This window comes from Streptomyces sp. NPDC048248 (assembly GCF_043201875.1).
In the GTDB taxonomy this organism is placed as follows: domain Bacteria; phylum Actinomycetota; class Actinomycetes; order Streptomycetales; family Streptomycetaceae; genus Streptomyces.
Genome location: NZ_JBICZL010000007.1, coordinates 84645 through 100798, shown reverse-complemented (window position 1 = coordinate 100798; position 16154 = coordinate 84645). Strand labels below are relative to the sequence as shown.

The window sequence follows — 16154 nt, the reverse complement described above, 5'->3', positions numbered from 1 at the left end:
CTCCAAGGCTGGGCCTTGGAGACCCTCTTGTGTATCAGCGGGGCCCTGTTGCTCAGTGACCGGCCGCCAGGGACGGGCGGGGCGTCGTCAACGCCCGCTGGGTGGAGGTACGCACACGATGTTCGCAGTGGTCAGGAACCGCTGTCGGCGCGCTCCAGGAACTCCTTGGTCAAACCCAGTTCACGCTTGACGGACTCGGGCAGCGTGCGCTTCAGGACCGGTTCGAGCAACCAGCTCAGGCACGGATGGAAACCGAGGTCGATCATGCGGGTGACACAGATCCCGTCGTTCACCGGCTCGCAGGAGAAGCGTGCGGCGAAGTGGGCCATCTTGTGGTTGAACCTGTTGAGCGGCGGGGGCGCCAGCCGGATGTCGATCCGCTCCCTCGGGGTGAGCCGCATCTGAGCCGTCGCCTTCGGCTGCGGAAGCGGAACGCCTGGCAGCTTGGGCCTGAACGTGAACTCCGTGGAGTTGCCGTCCCTGCGCACACAGGAAATCGCGCGGAGCTTGTCGTCCACCTGGGCGTACCGCTCGATGTCCATGACGAAGTCGAGGAAGGCTTCCGGTGTGCAGTCGATGGTCAGTCGTTCTTCGACCCTGGTCATTCCTTCTCCCCTCTGTCTCGACGCCGGCAAAGTGGGGCCGCACCCCAAGACGCTCCGCCCGGGCTCTCTATCGGTGGCGTTGACTCTGCACGGCATCACGTACACCTGTCAGGAACCGTTGAACGGCGACGACTTCAGCCTCCGTGAAACCGTCGCGCACGACGCCATCCGGGTGGCGGAGGCGGGGCGCGGCACTGCTCCCCCATGCCGAGATTGCGGTCCTGCCCGGCAGTGGCCACCACGGATTGCAGCACCGAGCCGCAGACGAACTCAACGTGAGCGTAGGTGAGTTCATCAGCCGCCCGGTACCGCTCGACTGACGTCCGCCCCTGATGGTCGGGATGACGAGCCCGTGCCGGGTGCTCCCCTTCAGCTCTGCCGGCCCCCTGTCGTCGGTCAGCCAACACCCTCAGGGTCAGGCCAGCTCTTCCTTGAAGCCCTGGCGCCACGAGGGGTAGCGCGGCTCCCAGCCGAGCTCACGCTTGGCCTTGGCGTTGGAGAAGCCGCGCCCCTCGGTCATCATCGTCACCACCAACTCCCCGGCCAGCAGTCGGGCCAGCCATTTGGGTGCCCGCATCGGTGGCTTGGCACCCGCGCACGCGGCGAGGTGAGGCAACCACTCGGCGGCCGGGGCCGGCTCGTCGTCGACGATGTTGAACACGCCCTTCGCGCGCTGTTCCACAGCCAGGACGGTGGCGCTCGCCGCGTCGTCGAGATGGACCCATGACATATAGCCGGTGCCGCCCCCGACGAGCGGAAACTGCCGCTTGCGCACCAGCTCGACCTGGTCGTCGGTGGCGCCCGGCCCGTAGAGGCCGCCGTAGCGCAGGGCCGCGCCGCCCGCCTCGACGACCGCGTCCTCCAGGTGGGCGATCGCCTCCGCCGCCGTACGGAACTTCCCCGTCTCCTGGGGCAGCGGATCCTCCTCGGTCTTCACCCATCCACCTTCGCGGATACCGTTCCAGATGCCCGCGCTCTGCGCGACGACGTGGGGGACGCCGGTCGCCTCCGCGGCGGCCAGGAGGTGGTCCGTCCCCTCGGAGCGCAGCTTGTTGGTAGCGTCGAAGAAGCGATCGAAGTGCCTCATGTCCGGCTTGCCTGCGTGCGCCGCGGAAATCGCGGTCATCTGGTTCACCACCGCGTCCGGCCGGGCGGCCGCCACCGCTTCACCGACGGACGCCGCGTCCAGCCCGTCCATCACCACGCCCTCTGCGCCCAGCTGCTCCAGCAAGCCCAGCTTGGCCGCACTCGTCGTCGTAGCCGTCACCTGGTGTCCACGGGCCAAGAGCTGCGGCACCAGCCGCCGCCCCATGACCCCGGTCCCGCCTGCCACGAAAACCCGCATGACCATCACCATCCTGATTCCAGAATCTCTCTCTGCCCCTTGCGACGCGACAGGACGGCCGTCTGTGACATGGGCGGAAAGGCGATCGGAACGTGACAGGGAGGTTCCGCACGGTAACCGCTGCCGACGGCCGTGGTTCCGGGGTGCCGCCCTGCTGGCCGGTCCCCGCCGCATCCCGGGGGCATCATGTACCGGTCCATTCGCCGACGGAATGGACGTTGGCGCGCGGCGGTACAACCTTCCGTGGCCGCGGGCGGTCTCTCCCTCGCTGTTACATCGCCCCCGGGAGAACCATGCGCCGCACCGTCGCCACCGTCGTCATCACTGCCGCCTGCCTCGCCCTCACGGCCTGCACCGCGGAGTCGTCCGGCCCGGCGGCCTCACCACAGCGCGCTTCCTCGCCGACGCCGGCCTCCGCAACACCCGGCACGGAAGCCCCTCTCGGCCCCGAGGAGAAATTCACTCTCGGCAGCGGCAACGGCCATGCGGACGCACCCGTTCCACACCTCACCGGCCAGCGGCTGCGGGCTGCCCGGGACGAAGCGCGAGCCGCCGGCTTCCGGTCGATCCGCACGTACGACATGCACGGCCGGGGCCGCACGCCGTCCTCCGACCGGGACTGGAGGGTCTGCACGCAGACGCCCGGAGAGTTCGGGCGGATCAGCACCGACACCACGATCCTTCTCGGTATCGCAAAGAACGGGGAAGGCTGCTTCGGCGACAGCTAGCGCCTCCGCGTCCCCCGGCCTCCGCAACGCCCCGCAGCCCCGCCGGCATCGCCGCGTTTTCGCGTACCGCGTCAGGGAGTGACGAGGACCTTGAGGGCCTCTCGCCGGTCCATGGCGCGGTAGCCCTCGGGGGTCTGCTCCAGAGTGACGGTTCGGTCGAAGACGCGGCCGGGCTCCACCGTGCCGTCCAGGACGCCGGGCAGCAACTCCTCGATGTAGGCGCGCACGGGGGCCGGACCACCGGTCAGGGTGACGTTCGGGCCGAACAGGCTGCCGAAGCCCACGGGGGCGTCCTCGTACTGGGGGACGCCGACGCGGCTGATCACGCCTCCTGGGCGTACGGCACCCACGGCCATCTCGTAGGCGGGCATGTGGCCGACGGCCTCCAGCACGGCGTGTGTGCCGTGGCCGCCGGAGATGTCGCGGACCTTGGCGATGCCCTCTTCGCCGCGTTCGGCGATGACGTCGGTTGCGCCGAAGAAACGGCCCAGGTCGGTACGGTCCTTGTGCCGGCCCATGAGGATGATCCGTTCCGCGCCGAGCTGCCTGGCGGACAGGACCGCGAGCAGCCCGACGGCGCCGTCGCCGATGACGGTGACCGAATCCCCCTGCTTGATACGCGCTTGGCGGGCGGCGTGATGGCCGGTGCCGTAGACGTCGGCGAGGGTGAGCAGGGAGGGCAGCAGCTTCTCGTCGACGTCGTTGGGGAGCTTGACCAGGGTGCCCTGGGCCTGAGGAACGCGGACGGCCTCGGCCTGGGCGCCGCCCACTCCGGCGGCGAAGAAGCCGCCGTTGGGGCAGGAGGTGTGCAGGCCCTCACGGCAGAACTCGCAGGTGTTGTCGGCGAACGCGAAGGGTGCTATCACCAGGTCGCCGCGCTGGAATCCGGAGACCTCGGAGCCGAGTTCCTCGACGGTGCCGAGGAACTCGTGGCCCATGGGTACGGGCCCGTCCGCAGCCGTCATGGAGTGGTACGGGTGCAGGTCGCTGCCGCATACACAGGAGCGGACGACGCGCACGATCGCGTCGGTGGGTTGCTCGATGACCGGGTCCGCCGCGTCCTGGACGCGCACATCGCCGGCTTCGTACATGAAGGTGGCCCGCATGGGGACAACTCGCTTTCTGGATACGTGGGGTCTGATGGTTCGCTCGCCGTGCCGGCCGGGCACGGGCGGCTGGTGCCGTGCTGGGACGCGCCCGGTATCAGGGGACGGTGAGGACGATCTTTCCGTCGGCCCGGTGGGAGCGGAGCCGCTCGGCAGCCTGGGCAACGGCGTCGAAGGACAGGGCGCTGTCGATCAGGGGTCTCACCCGGCCGTCGGCGACCGCGGGCAGCAACTCCTGTCCGGCCGTGGTGATGACGGCGCCGAGCTCCGCGGGCCGGGTGAAGCCGAAGGAGACTCCCTGGACGCGCAGGTGGCGGTAGGCGAGGGCGTCCAGGTCGATGGTGGAGGCGGCCTGGTCCAGGCGACCGATGTTGATCACGGCGCCGTCGGTGCGGGTGGCGGGCAGGCAGGCCGCGAAGGTCTGGCCGCCGACGTGGTCCAGGGCGATATCCACGCCCTCCCCACCGGTGGCGTCCAGGACGGTCCGGGTCAGATCCTGCTCGCCGGTCACCACGACGGTGTCGGCTCCGGCCCTCTTGAGCAGGTCGTGCTTGGCTGCGCTGCGGGTGGTGGCGATGATCCGGCTCGCGCCGAGGGCGCGGGCGATCTGTACGCCGAGCAGGCCGATGCCGGAGGTGGCGCCGGTGATCAGCACCGACTGCCCGGCCCGGAAACCGGCCAGGGTGAGGGCGCCGTGTTCGGTGAGCAGCCCTGTGGGCAGCGCGCATGCCTCCTCGTCGCCGAGTTCGTCGGGTACGGGCAGGACATGTCGGTGATCGGCCAGGACGTACTGGGCGAAGCTACCCGGCGTCGTGCCCATTACCCGGCTGCCGACGACGGGTGTGTCCACGCCGTCGCCGACGGCCGTGACCTCACCGGCGAATTCGAAGCCGGCCTGGTATTCCTCGCCTGTGCCGCCGGACGTGGGGTCGGCGGCGGCAAGCATCGAGGCATCCGCGTTGTTGAGCGCCACCGCGCGGGTGCGCACCACGACCTGCCCGGAACCTGGTTCGGGTACAGGGATCTGGCGCGGAGTCCATTCGGGGCCGGTACCACCGAAAAGGGCGGTCATCGTGGCGGGCATTGAGCGGGTTTCCCTTCGCGTGCGAGGTCAGTTGCTGCGGGTGCGGGGGCCGCGGTACTGCTCGTCGGTGACATGCTCGAGCCAGGTGGTCTCGATCCGGTCGTCATCGGGGGCGGTGCCGTCCCACAGGGCGAGGTGCTGCATGAAGCGGTCCTCGGTGGAGCCGTGCCAGTGCTCCTCGCCGGGCGGGCAGGTCACCGTCTCGCCGGGGTGTGCTTCGAAGATGGCGCCGTCGCGGGTGCCGATCAGGGCGATGCCGGCGACGACGTGCAGGGTCTGCCCGACGGCATGGTGGTGCCAGGCCGTGCGGGCGCCCGGGGCGAAGCGCACCATGTTGGCGCGGATTCGGGAAGGTTCCTGACCTGCGTGGATGACGTCGAACCAGACGTCACCGTTGAACCACTCCTCCGGGCCCTTGCCGGTGGGCCGAGGCTTGATGAATTCCATCTCGCGCTGTTCCTCTCGTGTTCGAAGTTGGCCGTGTGAGAAGTTGGCGTGGCTCCCGTGCTGCGCGCACACGCCCTGGCGGGGACGGCCCGACTCAGGCGCCGGTCGTGCTGGTGATGTCCTTGAGTCGGCCCAGAGCGTCCATGGCGTTGGGCCAGCCTGCGTAGAAGGCCAGATGCGTCAGTGCCTCGGCCAGCTCGTCGCGGCTCAGCTCGTTGTCCAGGGCCAGGCGCAGGTGGAAGGTGAGCTGCTCGCCCCGGTAGAGGGCGGCCAGAGCGCTCACGGTGACCAGACTGCGGTCCCGCGGGGAGAGCACAGGACGCTCCCACACATCCCCGAAGAGCACCTGGTCGGTCAGCTGCACCATCTTCGGCGCCACATCACCCAGCGCCTTTTGCGCGGGAGACTCCTTTTCCGTCACGACTGCTCTTCCCTTCACGCCTTTTCGCTCACGCCGGTGGTCGACCGGCGTAATTCCGTTCGCCATGTCCTGATCCCAGGTTTGCACCGAGGGGCCGGGTCGCAAATAGGAGGGTTTCTTCCTGGGAGGAAATTATCCTGGGACAGTTTTCTCCCCCTCACGCGAAGGGCGCTCGCTGTCACACTGGGAGCATGAGTCCGACACCGCATCTCAACGAGCTGGGCGAGTTCCTCAAGGCCCGCCGGGCCGAGCTGAGCCCCCGCGCGATGGGCCTGCCCGACACCGCGGGGCCACGCCGGGTGGCCGGGTTGCGCAGGGAAGAAGTCGCCCGGCTGGCGGCGATTTCCACGGACTACTACACCCGGCTGGAGCAGGGCCGCATGCCCGCCTCGGCGCCTGTGCTCGAGGCGGTCGCCCAGGCGCTGCACCTGGACGACGATCAGCGCCGCTACCTGTTCGGACTGGCTGGGAAGGAGACCGCCAAGCCCCGCCGTCGCGCCTTGCAAAAGGTTCAGCCCCAGCTGCGCAGGGTCTTGGACGACCTCACCTCCACCCCTGCGATCGTGATGGGCCGGCGCATGGACGTCATCGCCTGGAACCCTCTCGCGGCAGCGCTGGTCACCGATTTCGCAGCCGTCCCCGAAAAGCACCGTAATTACGTGCGTATTCTTTTCACGGATCCGGCGATGCGAACGCTCTACGCCGACTGGAAAGGCGTTGCCCGCACCGCGGTCGCGCAATTGCGTATGGAGGCGGCAAAGTATCCGGACGACCCCCGGCTGACGACTCTGGTCGGGGAGCTTTCGGTGCAGGATGCGGACTTCCGGAAGTGGTGGGCCGCCCACCACGTCGCCACCCTGAGCGTGGGCACCAAGGTGCTCAACCATCCGGTCGCCGGCGAACTCTCCCTGGACTGGGACACCCTGACGGCCAGCACCGACCCCGACCAGCAACTGGTCGTGTGGACCGCCGAAGTCGGTTCTGCCACCCACGACGGGCTGCGCATCCTCGCCTCCTGGGCGGCGGACCGGAGTCCCTCAGCCGCTCCGTCGGAGTGAGAACCCGAACTGGCGGCCCGACGAGCCGGGTGTAGCTTCAACAGGTGGTGCGGCAAGAGGAGTTGGGCAGATATGTGCGCCACTCGTCAGAGGTGAGGCCCCCGCCGGTCGTCGGGGGCAGCCGACCCGCCCTGTGTGGGTCGACGGCCGGCCGATGCTTTCCTGCCGAGCGATGCGCCGCCGCGCCGATGAGTTCCGTCGATCGGGACAGTCTGCATTCTCGACACGTTGACCACGGCATCGACGGCAAGGAGCAGGAGCGATGCGGAAGATCATCGAGCAGGCAGTGGTCACCCTCGACGGGCAGGTGAGCACGCCCCAGGAATGGCTCCCCACCAGGTGGGCCGGCGACTTCGAGCGGCTGTCCGAGGACCTGCTCCGCTCCGTCGACGCGCTCCTCTACGGGCGGATCAGTTACGAGAACCACGCCGAGGTGTGGCCGACGCTGGAGGAGGCGTTCGGTGACTACGCGGTCCGGATGAACACCATCCCCAAGCACGTGGCGTCACGCACCCTCACCGAGGTGAAGTGGAACGCCACTCTCCTCGGGGACGATGTCGTCGACGCCGTGCGCAGGCTGAAGGAACAGCCGGGCGGCGACATCCTCAAGGTCGGCACCGGCGGCTCGCTCAGCCGGACGCTTCTCGAGCACCGGCTGGTCGACGAGTATCTGTTCTGGCTGTTCCCGGTCATCGCCGGCAGCGGCGAACGGCTCTACGACGGGATCGACACCACCGATTTCGACCTGATCGACGTCAAACGGCTCGACAACGGCATCGTCGGCCTCACCTACGTTCCGGCGACCCGCTGACCCCGCCCACGGACCAGGTCCGGGAGTCCAGCCCCATCACGCGGTGCGCAAGATGGCGTCCGGGCGGCAGACAGGGCAGGGGACCGCGGTCTCGGGGTCCGCGAGTGCCTGGAGCGCTTCGGCGTCGCTCAGGAGGCGGTCGCCGAGGCACTGGGCGCAGTCGTCCCGGTGGATGTAGTAGTCGGCGGGGCTGGTGCGAGGGGCGTCGTAGATCCGCCAGCGTCGACGCTCGTGCGGAGGCGCTGGGTTGAGGCTGCTGTAGTCCTCCCCCGGGAGGGGCTGGACGACGGGGTGCGGGGCGCTGAAAGTGATCATGCGGGAGGTGAGGGTGGGACCGTGACGGCGGTCGTCGTCACGGTCGGGTATCTCGATCTCCAGGTCATACCACCACACTCCGGCGCGGTCGCGGCGCCGGCGGGTGACGGCTGCCTGCAAGCGCTGTCCGTCGGGCAGGGAGACCTCGGCCCGCGGGCGGGTATCGGTCATTTGATCGCGGGGCCGCTCCATCGCTACGCCTCGGCCCCTTCGCCGTCGTCCGCCGGTTCATGGGCGTGCTTGAGGGCGGCTCGCGCCCCCACGACACTGCCGGGGCACGAGGCCCAGTAGTCGTGGCACGAAAGCGTGACGGTCAGGTCGAGCTGCCTGGCCCGGAGCGCTGCGACCTGGGCCTTTTCGTCGTCGCTGTAGCCGGGCGAGTCCTCGCGCAGCCTCGGACGCCAGAAGTCCTCACCGTGCCCCGCCATCGGGTCGACCGACCAGGGAAGCCGCGCGTACAGAGCGTGCAGCTCGGCCTGGACACGGTGCAGCTCCAGCTGCACATCCAGCAGATCTTGAGGGAAATCGACGAAGTCAGCCACACCCCCCAGGATACGCTCACATGTTCGATTCTTGGTTATGGGGGCAGTACGCCGGGCCTGGATTCACCCATCCGACTGACGCCCCGCTCCATGTAGCGGCGGTCACCAGCGTCGGCCTACGCCGAAATCCCTCGGCGTTCCCGACCAGCACAACGCACCGCCCCCTCCGCGCCCACCCCGCGAACCCGGATCGCGGGATCGACAGGCGCCAGGTCCCGCGGCACCGCACCTGCGCCCGCGCCTGCTTCACGACGCTCTCCCACGACCCCTTGTGCTCGATTCTGTTCTACACAACACTCTCCATGCACAGAAACGCGCACCACTGAACATCTTCGAACCTTGAATGACAGCCGGTCGAGTCGAGGAGAACAGGCATGACGCAGTTCAGCCGACGTAGGTTTCTGAGCGCGGCCGCGGTGGGAGCTGCGTCCGCAGGCATCGCCGTGGGCATCGGGCGTACCGCCTTCGCCCAGGCCGAAAGTCCGCGCGGACTGACCATCCGAGGGAGCGAATTCCTGCTGGACGGCGAGCCGTTCCGGATCCTCGCCGGCGCCTTCCACTACTTCCGGACGCACCCCAAGGACTGGCGCGACCGGTTGCTGCGGATGCGGGCGATGGGCCTGAATACGGTGGAGACCTACATCGCCTGGAACTTCCACCAACCGTACGAGGAGAAGGCCGACTTCACCGGATGGCGTGATGTCACCGCCTTCGTACGGACCGCGGACGAGGTCGGACTCAAGGTGATCGTGAGGCCGGGACCGTACATCTGCGCGGAATGGGACTTCGGCGGGCTGCCGGCCTGGCTCCTCAAGGACAAGGACGCGCCGCTGCGCCGCTCGGACCCCGCCTACGAGCGGTCAGTTGACGCCTGGTTCGCCGAGTTGTTGCCCCGGTTCGTGGATCTGCAGGCCACACGCGGCGGGCCCATCATCGCCATGCAGGTCGAGAACGAATACGGCAGCTACGGCGACGACCACGCGCACCTGGAACATCTGCGGGACACCATGAGGGCACAGGGCGTGGACAGCCTGCTGTTCTGCTCCAATGGGCCGACCCAGGAAGCACTGAAGAACGGAAGCCTTCCCGATCTCCTGTCCACCGTCAACTTCGCCGGTGACCCCACCGGGCCCTTCGAGGAACTGCGCAAGTTCCAGCCGGACAAGCCCCTGTTCTGCACGGAGTTCTGGGACGGCTGGTTCGACCACTGGGGAGAACCGCATCACACCACCGACGCGGCGCAGACCGCCGCCGATGTGGCGAAGCTCCTCGAATCCGGAGCCTCCATCAACTTCTATATGGCGGTGGGCGGAACGAACTTCGGCTGGTCCGCGGGTGCCAACCTGAGCGGCAGCGCCTACCAGCCCACTGTCACCAGCTACGACTACGACTCCCCGATCAGCGAATCCGGCGAACTCACCGAGAAATTCCACAAGGTGCGTGAGGTGCTGGCCAAGTACAACTCCCTGCCGAGCACACCTTTGCCGGCCACTCCGCGCCGTATGCCGGCCCAGCGGGTCGCCGTCCGTGAGTCGGTGCCGTTGATGGAGGCGCTCGATGCGCTGAGCACTCCGGTGGGGCGTACCACTCCCGTCCACATGGAGGCGCTCGGGCAGCCGTACGGCCTGATCCACTACCGCACCCGGGTGCCCGGGCCGCAGGGGAGCAAGGGGCTGAGGGTCACCGCCCTGGGCGACCGCGCGCTGGTGTTCGGCGACGGCGAGCGCATCGGCACCTTCGACCGTAACCAGCCCGACCACACCGTCGACTTCACCGTGGCCGGCGCTGTCGGCACCCTAGACCTCCTGGTCGATCCCACCGGACGGGTCAACTTCGGCCAGGGGCTCAACGACCCCAAGGGAATCAGCGGCAAGGTCCTCCTCGACGAAGAGGAGCTGAGCGACTGGGAGATCCGCCGGCTCCCTCTCGACGACCTCTCGGCGCTGAAGTTCGGCAGCCAAGACACGCCGACAGGTCCCGCGTTCCACCGTGCGGGGATCCAAGTCGACACGCCCGCGGACGCGTTCCTCGCCTTCCCGGGCTGGGACAAGGGCATGGTCTGGCTCAACGGGTTCGCGCTCGGCCGGTACTGGTCCCTGGGGCCGCAGGTCACCCTGTACGCGCCGAGCCATCTGTGGCGGCGGGGGCGGAACGAGCTCGTCGTCCTGGAGATGGAGCGGACGGGAGACCGGATCGAAGTACGGTCCGAGCCCGACATCGGTTAGATTCCGCCTCTTGACCAGCGCGGGTGTCGACGAGGACGGCGGTCGGCGAGGTGCGCGGCCTGCTCAGGACTCTCGTTCGGATCATGACGAGTCGGATACGCATGTGCCGGTCTGAGTACCTGTACTCAGGCCCTGGTGGTCATCGTCGTCCACGGTGGGAGCAGACCGGAACAACCCACAGGAGACGACCGTGATCCCCAGCACCAGCCGCCCCCCTTCCGCCTCTCGACGCCGCCGGGTCCGCACCGTCGCGGCTCTCACGGGAGCTGTCGCGATGATGGCGCTCACCGGCTGCTCCGGCTTCTTCCAGGACGACATCTGCAACGACGGCGAGTACCCCGTCCTGAGCGTCGGGGGCACCGGCTCCGCGTGCGCGAAGGACGGCGAGAAGGTGCCAGAGGGGTACACGCGCTACCCCGAGGGCAAGGTGCCGCAGAAGGTCGACGACAAGTGGGACGTGTACTGGCGCACGCACACCGTCGATGAGAAGGGCAACATCGTGGACGCGCCGGACGAGAAGTAAGCCGGCACATGCTGGTCGGCGTGCCACTCGCCGGCCGGCATGAAAGGCAGCCGGCCCCGGACATCCACGGTCGCCCGGCCGACAACGTGCGTCGGTCGCGCCTGGGACTGCCAGGCGGCCGAGCGTTGACACATCCGCGCCAACGCTCGGCGGCGACAGCCCACTCAACCGGTCGGCACCGGCCTGCCGGCGGGCCCGAGCACTGACCGACGGCCTCGCGTCCGCGTCCCGCAGGTGTATGTGCCGGCCCGGTTACGCGGACGCGGCCGCGATGACCGCGCGTACGTTTTCGGCTCTGCCGGGAGCGGATGCCAACAGGTCCCGCCGTGCCTTGACGAAAGCAGCACCGAGTTCCGCCCGCCGCTCGTCGCTGACGTTCTCCCGGGTGTCGTTGATCAGTGACCGCTCCTCCTCGTCCAAGTGGTGTGTCACCGCCTGTACGAGGTCCTCCAGCCTCTCGTCCCATTCGTCGGTGCCGGGCTCACCGGCCTCCAACAGCGCGAGCAGAGCCTCGTTGCCCTCGGTGTGCTCTTCCTTTCCGTGCTCCACATCGTGATCGTCCACGTTCTTGAACCGGCGAAGCGCTGGGTAGACCTCGCGCTCCTCGGCCTCGGCGTGAGCGATCAGCAGGTCGGCGAACCGGCGCAGAGCCGCGCTCCGGTCCGCGTCCACACTTCGCATTTCCCGGAACAGATCCTCCATGGTGCGGTGATCCCGCAGGATCAGCGCCACCACATCCGTTTCCGCCTCGGTCAGCTGGTCGCTCATGTCACCCACCTTTCGTTGACAGGCGGATGCCCCGCAGCGATCAGCTCATTCATTCCTCCTGACACGCCCCGGTCATTGAACACAAGCCTCGAACAGGCCGTACAGATAACGGCGGCCCGATCTCCCGAGCCTGGTCCGCCGTGCCACCACCGGGCTTCGCACGGAAGGACCCTCGGGTGTCCCCCAATCCTCGCTCTCGTCATCAGCCGGACACGGATACGGATACTGCGACATCGGATACGGCAGCAAAGGAGGACGTCCGGACGCGGGGCGGACCTCAAGAGCCTGGTCCGAACGGCGGCGTCGGCCGGCAAGAGGCCAACGGAGGTGACGACGCCGGCGTTCGCGCGGACGCCCCAACGCCCGAGCGCAGTGCGGCCCGTGAGGATGTCGGCGTAGGTGCCCCGGCCAGTCGTCAGCGTGACGCCGCGGGTGGTTGGCGAGGCACGTACCCGGCGGCTGCACGGGCCGTGTCGCGAATGACCACTGCTCTGGCCGTCTTGCTTGTGCTCTTCGCCCTCCTGCTGCCGAACGAGTTCGGCCGCCTCACGCCCGGCACGTTCGCACGGATCCCGGTGGAGGGGATTTTCGGCGCCGTCGTGCTGCTCCTCCTGCCGCCGAAGGCGAGGCGGCCGGCGGCGGTGGCCGCCGGTGTCGGCCTGGGTGTGCTGACCGTCCTGAAGTTCCTCGACATGGGCTTCCGCTCGGTTCTCAGCCGGCCCTTCGACCTGGTGCTCGACTGGATCCTGCTCGACGACGCGGAGTCGTTCCTCGCGGACTCGGTCGGCCGGGCCGGTGCGATCGGCGTCGTCATCGGGGTGGTGGCCCTCGTTCTCGCTCTGCTCGTCCTCATGACGCTGGCGGTCGCCCGACTGAGCCGTCTCATGGCCCGGCGCAGCGCCGTAGCGACCCGTACCGTCCTGGTCCTGGGTACGACCTGGATGACCTGCGGCGCGCTCGGACTGCAGATCGCTGGAGCGCCGGTCGCTTCCCGCACCACCGCCGACCTCGTCCAGGACCGTGCGGACCAGGTCCGTGCGGGCCTGCAGGACAAACAGGCGTTCGCCAAGGAAGCCGCCGATGACACCTTCCGCGATACCCCGGCCGACCAGTTGCTGACCGGGCTGCGCGGCAAGGATGTTCTCTTCACTTTCATCGAGAGCTATGGCCGCAGCGCGTTCCGGGACCCGGTGACGGCATCGCCCGTCGACGCGGTGCTCGCGGACGGGACCAGTCGGCTGCGCAAGGCGGGATTCTCCTCCCGGAGTGCCTTCCTCACCTCACCGACAGCGGGCGGCGGGAGCTGGCTGGCGCACTCCACCTTCATGTCAGGCTTGTGGATCAAGAATCAGCAGCGCTACCGCAGCGTCACCTCAAGCGACCGTCTGACCCTCACCGGTGCCTTTCGTCGGGCCCGTGCCTGGCGGACGGTCGGCATCATGCCGGGCGTGACGGGGGCCTGGCCGGAGGGGAAGTTCTACGGCCTCGACAACGTCTACGACACCCATCATCTCGGCTACAGGGGACCGAAGTTCAGCTGGTCGCGGGTACCCGACCAATACAGCCTGGCGGCCTTCGAGCGGCTGGAGCACGGCAAGCCGGACCGCGAGCCGTTGATGTCGGAGAACATCCTGGTCTCCAGTCACAACCCGTGGGCGCCGATACCCAAGATGATCGACTGGGGGAAGGTCGGTAACGGCTCGGTCTACGACGCCATCGAGAAGCAGGGCAAGACTCCGGAAGAGGTGTGGAAGGACCCCGCACGGGTGCGCACCGAGTACCGGCGTGCCATCGCGTACTCACTGCGCAGTCTCATCTCCTACGTGGAGAAGTACGGCAACGAGAACACCGTGCTCGTCTTCCTGGGGGACCATCAGCCCGTGGCGACCGCCGCCGGCGAGAACGCCGGCCGGGACGTACCGATCACGATCGTCGCCCACGACCCGGCTGTGATGCAGCGGATCTCCGACTGGGGCTGGCAGGACGGCCTGAAGCCCGGCGCGAGCGCACCGGTGTGGAGGATGGACGAGTTCCGCGACCGCTTCCTGGCCGCCTACAGCTCGCGACCCGGCCGCAGGTGAAGCTGTCGGGCAACCCGAGCTGTTTCATGATGGCGTGTCAGAATTCCGGTCGTTGCAACGACCCATGAATCGGGATCGCCGCGGGTGGGCCGCCTCGCCGCCAACCACCCAACAGGCCGACGGCACCGCTTCCTCTGCTCAGTAAGGAACCACGCCATGAACACCCCGCACGCCTTCCCCCTGGAGCCCACCCCGATCCATGTGTCCGACAAGGTCCTCGACGACCTGCGCACCCGCCTCACAATGACCCGTCCACCGCTGGACGAAGGGAATGGGGACTGGTCCTACGGCGTCCCGGACAGCTATCTCCGTGAGCTGGTCGCCTACTGGCGGGACGGCTACGACTGGCGCCAGGCCGAGGCCGCCATCAACGTCCACGAGCACTACCGGGCGAGCGTCGCCGGTGTCCCGGTGCACTTCATGCGCAAGCCCGGCCGTGGCCCCGGCCCGATCCCGTTGATCCTCACCCACGGCTGGCCGTGGACGTTCTGGCACTGGTCGAAGGTGATCGACCCGCTCGCCGACCCGGCCGCTTTCGGCGGTGACCCCGCCGACGCGTTCGACGTCATCGTGCCGTCCCTGCCCGGCTTCGGCTTCCCCGGCCCGCTCACCGGCTTTCCGGACGTCAACTTCTGGAAGGTCTCCGACCTCTGGCACACCCTGATGACCGAGACCCTGGGATACGAGAAATACGCCGCCGGGGGCTGCGACATCGGCGGGATCGTCTCCAGCCAACTCGGCCACAAGTACGCCGACGCGCTGTACGGCATCCACATCGGCTCCGGGCTGCCGCTCGACTTCTTCACCGGCCCCCGCGCCTGGGACTTCGCCCGGAATCGGCCCCTCACCGACGACCAGCCCGCCGACGTCCGCGCCCGCATCATCGAGATGGACCACCGCGCGGCGTCCCACCTCGCCGTGCACATGCTCGACGGCGCCACCCTGGCCCACGGGCTGAGCGACTCACCCGCCGGTCTGCTCGCCTGGCTGCTGGAGCGCTGGAACGCCTGGAGCGACAACGGCGGCGACGTCGAGTCCGTCTTCACCCAGGACGACCTGCTCACCCACGCCACGATCTACTGGGTGAACAACTCCATCGCCACGTCGATGCGTTACTACGCCAACGCCAACCGCTACCCCTGGGCCCCCTCCCATGACCGTACCCCGGTCGTGCAGGCCCCGGTCGGCCTCACCTTCGTCACGTACGAGAACCCGCCCGGGGTCCACACCGCCGACGAGCGCGTCCGGGCGTTCAAGGCCGGTCCCCAGGCTGATTGGTTCAACCACGTCAACGTCAACGCCCATGACCGCGGCGGCCACTTCATCCCCTGGGAGAACCCCGACGCCTGGGTGAGCGACCTCCGCCGCACCTTCCACGGCCGCAGGCCCTGAACGACCGTCGGGGTCGATCAACCTCACCATGTCAGCCCTTGTCAGAGCCTGCGATCGCATCCCCAGGATCGTGCTGTGATCGCCAACCGTGGATCAGTAGGTCGAACACCGTCTCCACAGCCGCGCGTGGATCCTGTCGGCCCTTGGCCAGGGTCGGGAATTGCAGGACGAACCTCGCGAGTGCTGAGCATGCGAGATCGTCCGTCTCCCGGCCGAGCTCCTCCGCGATCACGGCGCCCAGCGCGACCGCATGTCGCATCCACATACGCTCCGAGTACGCGCTGAGCGCGGGGGTTCGCTCCACCAGCGCGGTGAACTGATGCAGACGAGGATCCGACGCGAGCGGCACCCAGGACTTCAGCGCGTGGGCGCGGAGTGCCTCCACCACGCTCCGGCCCTCGGGCCGTTCGCGGACCGCGGCGGTCAGCTCTGCCTCGACTTCCTCTTCGCGGTCGAAGACCAGAGCCTCCTTGCTCGGGAAGTGCGCGAAGAGGGTCGTCGTCGACACATCGGCCTTCTCGGCGACATCGCGGACGCTCACTCGCTCGAAACCGTGCTCCAGGAAGAGCTCCAGGGCGGCGTCGGCGATGGCCTGCCTCGTCGCCGCCTTCTTGCGCTCGCGACGACCAACGGTCGGAGATTCGGGCATGGCCTCACCGTACCCCATAACTGAAACGAAGCAGAAACTGGAACAGTTGCACTT

The 16154-nt window shown here is 68.4% G+C and carries 17 protein-coding genes; 7 read left to right on the top strand and 10 right to left on the bottom strand.

Going from position 1 to position 16154, the window contains the following annotated elements; genetic code table 11:
• Nucleotides 1-131: 131 nt before the first annotated feature.
• Nucleotides 132-605: an SRPBCC family protein gene (locus ACGFZW_RS16310; protein WP_393893780.1), complete on the bottom strand. Its 474-nt coding sequence runs from the start codon at nucleotides 603-605 to the stop codon at nucleotides 132-134.
• Between the two features lie 415 nt (nucleotides 606-1020).
• Nucleotides 1021-1956 carry an NAD-dependent epimerase/dehydratase family protein gene (locus tag ACGFZW_RS16305; protein WP_393894109.1) on the bottom strand — a complete coding sequence of 312 codons (936 nt, stop codon included), beginning with the start codon at nucleotides 1954-1956 and terminating at the stop codon, nucleotides 1021-1023.
• Between the two features lie 287 nt (nucleotides 1957-2243).
• Between ACGFZW_RS16305 and ACGFZW_RS16300 the strand changes: the two genes are divergently transcribed.
• On the top strand, nucleotides 2244-2678 hold the full coding sequence (locus ACGFZW_RS16300) for a hypothetical protein (RefSeq protein ID WP_393893779.1): 435 nt from the start codon (nucleotides 2244-2246) through the stop codon (nucleotides 2676-2678).
• A gap of 71 nt (nucleotides 2679-2749) precedes the next feature.
• Here ACGFZW_RS16300 and ACGFZW_RS16295 read toward each other — a convergent pair whose 3' ends face one another.
• The 4 genes from ACGFZW_RS16295 to ACGFZW_RS16280 all read right to left on the bottom strand — a co-directional run bounded on the left by ACGFZW_RS16295 (nucleotide 2750) and on the right by ACGFZW_RS16280 (nucleotide 5682).
• Nucleotides 2750-3784, bottom strand: a complete 1035-nt coding sequence (locus ACGFZW_RS16295; RefSeq protein WP_393893778.1) for an alcohol dehydrogenase catalytic domain-containing protein — start codon at nucleotides 3782-3784, stop codon at nucleotides 2750-2752.
• Between the two features lie 97 nt (nucleotides 3785-3881).
• On the bottom strand, nucleotides 3882-4868 hold the full coding sequence (locus ACGFZW_RS16290; protein ID WP_393893777.1) for a zinc-binding alcohol dehydrogenase family protein: 987 nt from the start codon (nucleotides 4866-4868) through the stop codon (nucleotides 3882-3884).
• A gap of 27 nt (nucleotides 4869-4895) precedes the next feature.
• Entirely contained in the window at nucleotides 4896-5315 is a 420-nt protein-coding gene (locus ACGFZW_RS16285) for a cupin domain-containing protein (protein WP_393893776.1), read from the bottom strand.
• A gap of 94 nt (nucleotides 5316-5409) precedes the next feature.
• Nucleotides 5410-5682 (bottom strand): carboxymuconolactone decarboxylase family protein, encoded by a 273-nt coding sequence (locus tag ACGFZW_RS16280; RefSeq protein ID WP_393894108.1) that lies wholly within the window; start codon nucleotides 5680-5682, stop codon nucleotides 5410-5412.
• A 245-nt stretch (nucleotides 5683-5927) separates the two neighbouring features.
• On the opposite strand from ACGFZW_RS16280, the gene ACGFZW_RS16275 reads away from it, so the two are divergent.
• Both ACGFZW_RS16275 and ACGFZW_RS16270 read left to right on the top strand, forming a co-directional pair.
• A complete protein-coding gene (locus ACGFZW_RS16275; RefSeq protein WP_393893775.1) occupies nucleotides 5928-6794 on the top strand; it encodes a helix-turn-helix domain-containing protein in 867 nt (288 codons plus the stop codon).
• A gap of 262 nt (nucleotides 6795-7056) precedes the next feature.
• Nucleotides 7057-7605: a dihydrofolate reductase family protein gene (locus tag ACGFZW_RS16270; RefSeq protein WP_393893774.1), complete on the top strand. Its 549-nt coding sequence runs from the start codon at nucleotides 7057-7059 to the stop codon at nucleotides 7603-7605.
• Nucleotides 7606-7641: 36 nt separating this feature from the next.
• Here ACGFZW_RS16270 and ACGFZW_RS16265 read toward each other — a convergent pair whose 3' ends face one another.
• Nucleotides 7642-8091 carry a DUF6233 domain-containing protein gene (locus tag ACGFZW_RS16265; RefSeq protein ID WP_393893773.1) on the bottom strand — a complete coding sequence of 150 codons (450 nt, stop codon included), beginning with the start codon at nucleotides 8089-8091 and terminating at the stop codon, nucleotides 7642-7644.
• A gap of 23 nt (nucleotides 8092-8114) precedes the next feature.
• Nucleotides 8115-8462 carry a hypothetical protein gene (locus tag ACGFZW_RS16260; RefSeq protein WP_393893772.1) on the bottom strand — a complete coding sequence of 116 codons (348 nt, stop codon included), beginning with the start codon at nucleotides 8460-8462 and terminating at the stop codon, nucleotides 8115-8117.
• A gap of 374 nt (nucleotides 8463-8836) precedes the next feature.
• Here ACGFZW_RS16260 and ACGFZW_RS16255 point away from each other — a divergent pair, with 374 nt between their 5' ends.
• Both ACGFZW_RS16255 and ACGFZW_RS16250 read left to right on the top strand, forming a co-directional pair.
• Nucleotides 8837-10687, top strand: a complete 1851-nt coding sequence (locus ACGFZW_RS16255; RefSeq protein WP_393893771.1) for a beta-galactosidase family protein — start codon at nucleotides 8837-8839, stop codon at nucleotides 10685-10687.
• Between the two features lie 190 nt (nucleotides 10688-10877).
• Nucleotides 10878-11210: an SCO0607 family lipoprotein gene (locus tag ACGFZW_RS16250; protein ID WP_393893770.1), complete on the top strand. Its 333-nt coding sequence runs from the start codon at nucleotides 10878-10880 to the stop codon at nucleotides 11208-11210.
• A gap of 252 nt (nucleotides 11211-11462) precedes the next feature.
• Here the strand turns inward: ACGFZW_RS16250 and ACGFZW_RS16245 are convergent, their stop codons facing one another.
• On the bottom strand, nucleotides 11463-11978 hold the full coding sequence (locus ACGFZW_RS16245) for a hemerythrin domain-containing protein (protein WP_393893769.1): 516 nt from the start codon (nucleotides 11976-11978) through the stop codon (nucleotides 11463-11465).
• Nucleotides 11979-12457: 479 nt separating this feature from the next.
• On the opposite strand from ACGFZW_RS16245, the gene ACGFZW_RS16240 reads away from it, so the two are divergent.
• Both ACGFZW_RS16240 and ACGFZW_RS16235 read left to right on the top strand, forming a co-directional pair.
• Entirely contained in the window at nucleotides 12458-14059 is a 1602-nt protein-coding gene (locus tag ACGFZW_RS16240; protein WP_393893768.1) for a sulfatase, read from the top strand.
• 156 nt (nucleotides 14060-14215) lie between these two features.
• Entirely contained in the window at nucleotides 14216-15451 is a 1236-nt protein-coding gene (locus ACGFZW_RS16235; protein ID WP_393893767.1) for an epoxide hydrolase family protein, read from the top strand.
• A 31-nt stretch (nucleotides 15452-15482) separates the two neighbouring features.
• Here the strand turns inward: ACGFZW_RS16235 and ACGFZW_RS16230 are convergent, their stop codons facing one another.
• Complete coding sequence (locus tag ACGFZW_RS16230; protein ID WP_393893766.1) at nucleotides 15483-16100, bottom strand: TetR/AcrR family transcriptional regulator; 618 nt, start codon at nucleotides 16098-16100, stop codon at nucleotides 15483-15485.
• Nucleotides 16101-16154: the final 54 nt, after the last annotated feature.